Origin of the sequence: Nocardioides sp. NPDC059952 (assembly GCF_042730435.1) — a bacterium.
In the GTDB taxonomy this organism is placed as follows: domain Bacteria; phylum Actinomycetota; class Actinomycetes; order Propionibacteriales; family Nocardioidaceae; genus Nocardioides.
Map to the genome: position 1 here is coordinate 1 of NZ_JBHWLY010000129.1, position 6934 is coordinate 6934.

The 6934-nt window shown below is 66.0% G+C and carries 11 protein-coding genes; 2 read left to right on the forward strand and 9 right to left on the reverse strand.

Annotated elements, in window-relative coordinates; translation table 11 throughout:
* The 6 genes from ACFV9G_RS29375 to ACFV9G_RS29400 form a co-directional block, all read right to left on the reverse strand.
* A partial coding sequence (locus tag ACFV9G_RS29375) for a hypothetical protein (protein ID WP_378732938.1) occupies nucleotides 1–607 on the reverse strand: 607 nt, incomplete at its 3' end.
* Complete coding sequence (locus ACFV9G_RS29380) at nucleotides 607–780, reverse strand: hypothetical protein (RefSeq protein WP_377898066.1); 174 nt, start codon at nucleotides 778–780, stop codon at nucleotides 607–609. The genes ACFV9G_RS29380 and ACFV9G_RS29375, both read right to left, overlap by 1 nt.
* Nucleotides 780–1010: a hypothetical protein gene (locus ACFV9G_RS29385; RefSeq protein WP_377898068.1), complete on the reverse strand. Its 231-nt coding sequence runs from the start codon at nucleotides 1008–1010 to the stop codon at nucleotides 780–782. Before ACFV9G_RS29385 ends, ACFV9G_RS29380 begins: the two co-directional genes overlap by 1 nt.
* Nucleotide 1011: 1 nt before the next feature.
* A complete protein-coding gene (locus ACFV9G_RS29390) occupies nucleotides 1012–1407 on the reverse strand; it encodes a hypothetical protein (protein WP_378732940.1) in 396 nt (131 codons plus the stop codon).
* A gap of 88 nt (nucleotides 1408–1495) precedes the next feature.
* Nucleotides 1496–1963, reverse strand: a complete 468-nt coding sequence (locus ACFV9G_RS29395) for a WhiB family transcriptional regulator (RefSeq protein ID WP_378732942.1) — start codon at nucleotides 1961–1963, stop codon at nucleotides 1496–1498.
* The gene (locus ACFV9G_RS29400) at nucleotides 1963–2247 is read right to left on the reverse strand and encodes a hypothetical protein (protein ID WP_378732944.1); all 285 of its coding nucleotides are present in this window, start codon (nucleotides 2245–2247) and stop codon (nucleotides 1963–1965) included. The genes ACFV9G_RS29395 and ACFV9G_RS29400 overlap by 1 nt, the downstream gene beginning before the upstream one ends.
* 400 nt (nucleotides 2248–2647) lie before the next feature.
* Here ACFV9G_RS29400 and ACFV9G_RS29405 point away from each other — a divergent pair, with 400 nt between their 5' ends.
* A complete protein-coding gene (locus ACFV9G_RS29405; protein ID WP_378732946.1) occupies nucleotides 2648–3427 on the forward strand; it encodes a phosphotransferase enzyme family protein in 780 nt (259 codons plus the stop codon).
* An 18-nt stretch (nucleotides 3428–3445) separates the two neighbouring features.
* Here ACFV9G_RS29405 and ACFV9G_RS29410 read toward each other — a convergent pair whose 3' ends face one another.
* The 3 genes from ACFV9G_RS29410 to ACFV9G_RS29420 all read right to left on the reverse strand — a co-directional run bounded on the left by ACFV9G_RS29410 (nucleotide 3446) and on the right by ACFV9G_RS29420 (nucleotide 5859).
* Nucleotides 3446–4774, reverse strand: coding sequence for a hypothetical protein (locus ACFV9G_RS29410; RefSeq protein WP_378732948.1), 1329 nt, complete (start codon nucleotides 4772–4774; stop codon nucleotides 3446–3448).
* A 58-nt stretch (nucleotides 4775–4832) separates the two neighbouring features.
* On the reverse strand, nucleotides 4833–5558 hold the full coding sequence (locus ACFV9G_RS29415; protein WP_378732950.1) for a GntR family transcriptional regulator: 726 nt from the start codon (nucleotides 5556–5558) through the stop codon (nucleotides 4833–4835).
* Between the two features lie 94 nt (nucleotides 5559–5652).
* Nucleotides 5653–5859, reverse strand: coding sequence for a hypothetical protein (locus tag ACFV9G_RS29420; protein ID WP_378732952.1), 207 nt, complete (start codon nucleotides 5857–5859; stop codon nucleotides 5653–5655).
* A 221-nt stretch (nucleotides 5860–6080) separates the two neighbouring features.
* Between ACFV9G_RS29420 and ACFV9G_RS29425 the strand changes: the two genes are divergently transcribed.
* Nucleotides 6081–6650: a hypothetical protein gene (locus tag ACFV9G_RS29425; protein ID WP_378732954.1), complete on the forward strand. Its 570-nt coding sequence runs from the start codon at nucleotides 6081–6083 to the stop codon at nucleotides 6648–6650.
* Nucleotides 6651–6934: the final 284 nt, after the last annotated feature.

Genomic DNA, 6934 nt, shown 5'->3' on the forward strand with positions numbered 1-6934 from the left:
GCTCCCGGTCGTAGCCATAGAAGTCGATGTCGTGCACAACCCCGAGGTCGTAGCGGTCGCTGTCGCGCGGACTCATGTGGCGGACACCGTCGTGCGCTTCCCCGCCCTCAGAGGCAGGATCGCGTTCGGTGTGGGTGGTGGTCTCGGGCTCGTCATCGATGACCGTTCCCTGAACGACCGGGCCGTCAGCGGCGTACTGCCGGCCGCGGTACCAGGCGCCCAGGTCAGCCCGCAGCCGACGGGCGCCCACGACGAGGCTCTCGCCGCCGCCCCAGGTGCGACCAGCGAATCGCGATCCGATCGACCACAGATCCTTGCCCTCAGTGCGGCGCTGACGCGCGACGGTGACGCCGGCGTTCCAGCCGGCCAACATGCCGCCCCACCGGGAGCCCTGAGCTGCTCCCGACCGGCCGGCCTTAGCCTTGCTGGCCTTGCTCTTACCCGCCTTGGCCTTGGTGGCTTTGGCGGTCTTGGTGTCGGCGTACTCGGGGTTCGCCCAGCCTCGGGCAGCGCCCCACAGGCCGCGGGATGCGGTCAGTGAGTGCTTGTCCGGGGAGACGACCAGCCAGGTAGCGAAGGCGCAGACAATCAGCGTTGAGATCCACATCAGACTGCCTCCTTCAGCTCGTCGAGCAGCGCCTGGCCTCGAGCCTGAGCGCCCCAGTGCATCCCGCAGATCACGCAGCGGCCGTAGAGGCTGTCGCCGGCGTGGGTCTGGTGCCGGCGGAAGTCCTGCAGCAGGGCGACCTCGTCTTCGGTGAGCTCACGATTGGCAGCCATCACGCGGCCTCGCTCTCAGCGTTGGTGTAGACCTCGTGGGCGCGGCCGGCGAGCGCCAGCATCGCCTCCTTGAGGGTCGGTCGCGGGTGAAGCTCGGCGAACTCGCGGAGCTCGGTCGGGTAACCGATGGCCACCGTCTCGGCTTCGGCCCACCAGGCCTCATCGGCCAGACGGAACGTCTCGACCACGGTTTCGCGCCACAGATGGCGGCGCTTCGTCGCGGTAGCCATGTCAGATCCAGAAGGCGATCAGGCTGACCATGCCCTCGCCGATTGCCGTGATCACCGTCGTCAGCCCGTCACCGAGGCGACCCGGGACAGCGACGAGCAGAGCTGGGAGGACCGGGCCAGAGAACAGCAGCCAGTCCGGAGCGTCGTACTTGAACCACTTGTCGGGGATCATGGCGCACACCCACAGGCAGCCGATGCCCATCACCACGATCCACACGACCGCGGATCCGAGGTACTCCACGGTGAGTCCGTCGATAAAGCTGGTCAGCCACCCGATGGCTGCGTTCGCCCAGTCGCCGAGCACGCCCGTCGCTCCGATCACGCCGGATCCGACGAAGCTCGCGGCGGCGAACCTGACCAGAATCGCGTCGGCCAAGGGCAGCTTCGTTCGGGTCATCCCCCACAAGAAGCCTGCGCCCATTGCGATCATCACAAGCCAGCTCACGCCGGCACTTGCTGCGTTCATCCTTCCTACTCCTTCGTGTTCAGGCCGCCAGCTCGGAGGAGCTGGTGGTCCGGGTTGCGTTCTTTCCAGGCATGGAGGCCGCGGCGCGGTGCCCGGCCTTACGCGTCATCGCCGGCAGCAGCCACTCAGCGCCGAGCTCGACCAGGACCTCACGGACCTTCGAGCCGCGGGCGCGGCGGATCTTGTGCAGCGCCCAGCCGGGCAGGCCGCCCCAGATGCCGTACTGCTCTCCGCGGTTCAGGGCTGCCAGGGCGCACGCCTCGCGCACCGGGCAGACGCCGAAGAGGTCAGAGCTGCACTGCTTCGCAGCCGCGTTCAGGCTCTGCTGCTGGACGTCGGGGTGGTTCGGCCACTCGACCTCGGGGAACCAGCCCTCCGGGTCCTGGTCGCCAAAGCCACAGAAGCCCTCGTCACCGATGCGGACCTCGGTGCGGTGCAGCTCGTCGGCATCCATCAGCCACAGGTAGTCGTTGTCGCGGCCGGTCATCACGCGGCCGCCTTCGTGAGGGCCGGCGTGAGACGGGCGCCGGGGAAGAGCTCGTGAACGTCGGCCAGGAGAGCCTGGCAGGCGCCCTTTGCGGTGGTTGCAGCCTCGACGTGGTGCGACACCAGGGCACGCACCCTCCAGAACGAGCCAAACGCGATGGCCTGCGCGATCACCATCTCAGTGCCGGCGGGGTCAGCGATGAAGATCGTGTACCGGCCGGGAGCAGCCGCGAGACGCACGCGCAGAACTGCGGGCGATGTGGGCTGCGTGAGTGTCCACTCCATGACGTTTCCTCCTCCTCGGGCCTGGCTAAGCAGGCTTCCTTAAATGCTCTAGTTCAGACGCTAGAGCATTTACTCACCTGAGGGAAGCGGTTCAGCCGAAGAAGTTGTGCCGCTGGGGGCTTCTGGCCTGTTCCGATCCCTGTTCTTCATGGCTAAACCGTCGCGAGAAACGCCGCCCGATAGAACGCATGCCGACCCGCCTGGTTGGTCGCATGGTTTGTCGCATGGTTGCGTCCAGAGGCTGTCCGCTAGTGCCTGACCTCGTTACGGTCAGTAGGTGACTGCTACTTCCCCTGGTCCGTTTACAACTGACGATGCCGAGCTGCTGCTCTCCGCGGCTGCACACAAAGCTGGTGTCCCTCTCCCTGCTCCTCGGCTGATCCGACTAGGCGAGAACGGCGTGTTTTCGACCGGGGGAAATTTGGTCGCACGTGTCGGTCGATCGCCGGCGGCCGCGAGCACGGCGGAGCGCGAGGTAGCCATTGGACGGTGGCTCGCCCGTACAGACGTTCCTGTCGCCAGGCCCCTCGACATCGAGCAGCCAGTCATCGTTGACGGCCATCCCGTGACGTTCTGGGAGGAGATCTCAGACCTGACAGACGCGACGGTCTCGGATCTAGCGCGGACTCTGCGGGCGCTGCACGCCATCAGCGCGGACGAGGTCCCGGAGTCTGTAAAGCTCCTCGAGCTGGACCCGTTTGAGCGCACCAGCGTGCGGATCGAGTCAGCACCGATCCCTGAGAAGCAGCGCGCCTCCCTCCGGTCTGTCTTCGCGGAGCTGTCTGAGGCTTGGGAGACGACGTCCTTCGATCTGCCGCGAGGTCCGATCCACGGCGACGCGCACACCAGCAACCTTCTTCGTGGGGGTGATGGGCGGCTGGCCCTCGTCGACCTTGAAGACGCCTGCCTAGGTCCCCGCGAATGGGATCTGGCGATGATGGGGACCTATGCAAAGTCGCTGGGATGGATCGATCCCGCGACGTACACAGAGTTCGTCTCGGTCTATGGGTATGACGTGACCACTTCGCCGAGCTTCCCCACGCTCCGGCGCATTCGCGAGCTGCGTATGACTTCTTGGATGGCCCAGCTCGCAACGGATCCAGCAGTCGCGGCCCAGGTCGAGCACCGCGTCGAATGCTTGCTCGACGACGACATGCCGCGTCGCTGGTCGCGGCGGTAACTCCCCGGCCAGAGCTCCTCAGGCTTCTTGCGGTGGCGGGAGCAACTCGTCACGGCTTGTGATCTCCTCGCCCAGGAGTACGGCGCCACGCACATCGGGCAGTTGCACGAGCTCGTCACCGAGGGCCCGCAGGTCGTTATGCGTGCGAGCACTTCGGACCGATGCCAGGTCGTTCACTGCAGCAGCGATCTGAATGACGGCGTCCTCAGGGTTCCAACGCAGGCGCAAGCGCAGGAGAGTGCCGGTGGAGAGCATCCGGCCTCGGACGTCGCTGTCAGCGTGCGAGGCGATGGCTTGGCTCAGTCGCTGCTCGGCTTCGCCGGCGAATTTCTCGTAGGTCATGGCGAGCGCCGCGATCGCGTGTCCGCTGTCGCCTAGCAGCTGCGCCTCGTCGTAGAACCACAGCGGCGGCGGATCATCCTCTGGTCGCCGCTGCGCGTGCCACACGTGAGCTTCTTCGATGGCTCGCATCGCGTCGTTGGCGCGGCCCTGGGCTGCGTACACGCGGGCCCGGACGACGCACATCATGGCTCTTGTGGTGGCCGAGACTCGGCCAGTGAGCTCGAGGAGCTCTCCGTAGGTCGCAGCGTCGCGAATGCGGTTGCGGTAGAGCGCCTGGCGGACCATGCCCACTACGACGTTGGCTCGCTGGGCGTCGTCACCTGCTTCGGTCGCAAGCTGCGCTGCCACCGCAAAGTGTCGGAACGCGAAGTCGTGGTGACCCGCGTCGAAGGAGCTCCAGCCCGCGAGCCGTGCGGCCCGAGACAGGGCGACCTGCCATTGCCGGCGGACCGCAGGAGTCGCGAAATCTGCATCCTTGAGCGTCTCCATGCCGAGTCGCACCTGTGCCGATATCGCGGCCCGGCCGTAAGAGCCGCCGCGGATGTGGTCCTGATGGTCGATGGTGTCGACGAACGCCTCGAGGTCATCGACGTCGCCGGCCCAGATGGCTCGCGGCCTAGGTTCTGGAACAGTGAGCAGGCCGTCGAGCCCGAGCGCGCCCAGCGCGGCCCTGCGGGCCACGTCAGCCTCTTGAGCGGCCGGAATCTCGGCGGAGATCGCCGCGGCCGGCAGTGCGACACCATCAGCAACACGTGCGTTGTAGAACCCAAGCTCGGCGTCGTCCCGTACGCCGAATATCTGGCGCAGGATCTCGCGACGCCGAGGCGTGCTCGGCCAGGTGATGACGCCGCGCTCGAGCTTGGAGACGTAGTCAGCTGGGATCGTTCCGCCGCCTTCGCGGCGCCCCAGCTCGTCTGCGAGCTCCTGCTGTGTCATCCGGCAGCTCTTGCGGAGCCGGATCAGTTTGTCGTTACGCCTAGTCTCCGCCATGTCCTCGCCTGCCATCCCGGATCTGGTAGACGTGGGATCTCGTGGTCCCTACCCCTCGCACTGACATCTTGCGTCACTTCCGTGCGGCTGAGCCCCAGCGGGCTTCCAGCCAGCCAACCGAGTAGATCTCTCTGTACTCGAGCACGCGGCCGGCGTCGTCCTGAAACCACGTGCGGCCGACGATCACTGGCGCCCCTTCCTCGAGCTGGAGAGCCTCGGCAACACTTACCGACGCAGCCACCGCCTGTTGCTTCTCCTCACCGCCCGAGGCGTTTACGAGCGAGGATGTGTCACCGATGATGCTCTCGCTGGTCAACAACTGAGGGACGCTCTCGGCCAAGTCCCCTGGAAGCCAGCTGGTCGACCGGGCCACCGGATCGCCCTCAGCATCGAGATGTATGCGGCGGCGGTAGATCACTGGATCGCCCACCTTCACTCCAAGCTCAGCTGCTATCTCCTCGGAGGCATCCGCCGTACCCGCCTCGATGACCTTGGCCTGGTCGCCGAGAGGGACATGGTCGGCACGGAGGGCTTCTGTCTGCTGGGCCGCGATTCGAGACCGCTCCTGCTCACTGGTGACGAAGCTCCCGCCGGAACGCCCCGGCCGCGCGACCAGATAACCCTCGGCCTGCAGGGTCTTGAGCACCCGGTGAGCCGTTGCAGCAGCAACGCCGTAGTCGGCCATCAGCTCACGCGTAGTTGGGGCCTTGTCGCCGGCCTTCAGTTCGCCTGCGGCGATGGCGCGCCGGAGACGACTAGCGATCTGCTGCGATGGTGACTCTCGGTTGATCTTCGGCACGCACAAACCCCTCGCTATTGCTCTAGTGCATAGAACAATAGCGAGGGGTTTGCCAGGTTTCCTACACCTCACGCCGTACGACAAGATCCGAATTTCAAAGTCGGAAGTACTCCTTCTTCCGACCTTCCCAGACGAAGAGCTCGGCACTGTAGGGATCGATGCTGTGCTGCTTGGCCAGGCGTCGCAGGAGATCGCGGCACTCGTCGGCGTCGCGCGGGTCGGCAGCCATGTTGTCGAAGCTCTTGATCTTCACCGGGCGGGCACGAGACCCGCGGAGCTCGAACAGTTCCACCTTAGACATGCGTCGTACCCCCAAGAAGTCGATGTTTCGTAGGCGATCGATTCTGCCAGGGGAAGCCCGAAATTGCGCGGGATCACCAACCCACGCACCTCATGCACTTTCGGCCCTACTCGCTCCTCGGCGCTCTTTCGACGCACTGCCCAGCTGCTGAAGTTTGTCGGAGCTGGCTGGCATCATGAGCGCTCGTGCCGGCCCTGTCTTCGCTCCCGCCTGAGGGTCTGTTGGCGTTCCTCGACGAGTCGCAGTCAGACCGGAGAGATGATCCCGACACCTACATGCTCGGCGCCGGCGTTTGTGCGCCTGGGCACGACGTCGACGAGGTGCGCGACGCGATGCGCGGCTTGAAGTTGAAGAGCGAGCCGAAGCTGCATTGGCGCGACGCGGTCGAGAAACGCCAAGAGCAGATCATCACCGCGCTCGCAGATCTCCCGATCACTCACATGGTGGTCGTCCGGGCCGGCCTGCCCGGCGAGCGCCCAGAACGGCAGCGCCGGCTATGCCTCGAGCGGATGCTAAGCGAGCTCGTGAGCCTCGAGGTTCAGACCGCGATCTTCGAATCCCGCGGTCCTGCCGACGACAGGCGCGATCGCGACATGCTCGGCCATCTCCGGGCCCAGAAGCGACTCAGCGCCTCTCTGCGCATGGAACACCTCGCCGGCCCGCGAGAGCCAGCCCTGTGGGCTGCAGATGTGCTGTGCGGCGCCGTGACAGCCGACCGCACCGGCAACCCTGATCATCTCGCCGCTCTCCAAGCCGCGGCACGGGTCACCGTCGTTCAGCTCGAGGCCTGACCAGGAAATGCGCGAAGCCCCAGGCCCTGCGAAAGGCAGGAACTCCTGGGGCTCACTTCCTGACCCCACCTCGATGGGGCGGCATACCAACAAGAGTACCCGCCAGTTGACAGCCCGTCACCTGCGGTGTTGGCGCTGCTGCGGGTCAGGGCTCCCTTAGAGGGCTCTGGAGAGCACAGGACGGCTGACGCCGATGGTGCGGGCGGCCGCGGCGATGCTGGAGCCCTCATCGACGAGCTGACGAGCGACCTTGAGCTTGTCAGGGGTCATCACCGAGGGCCGGC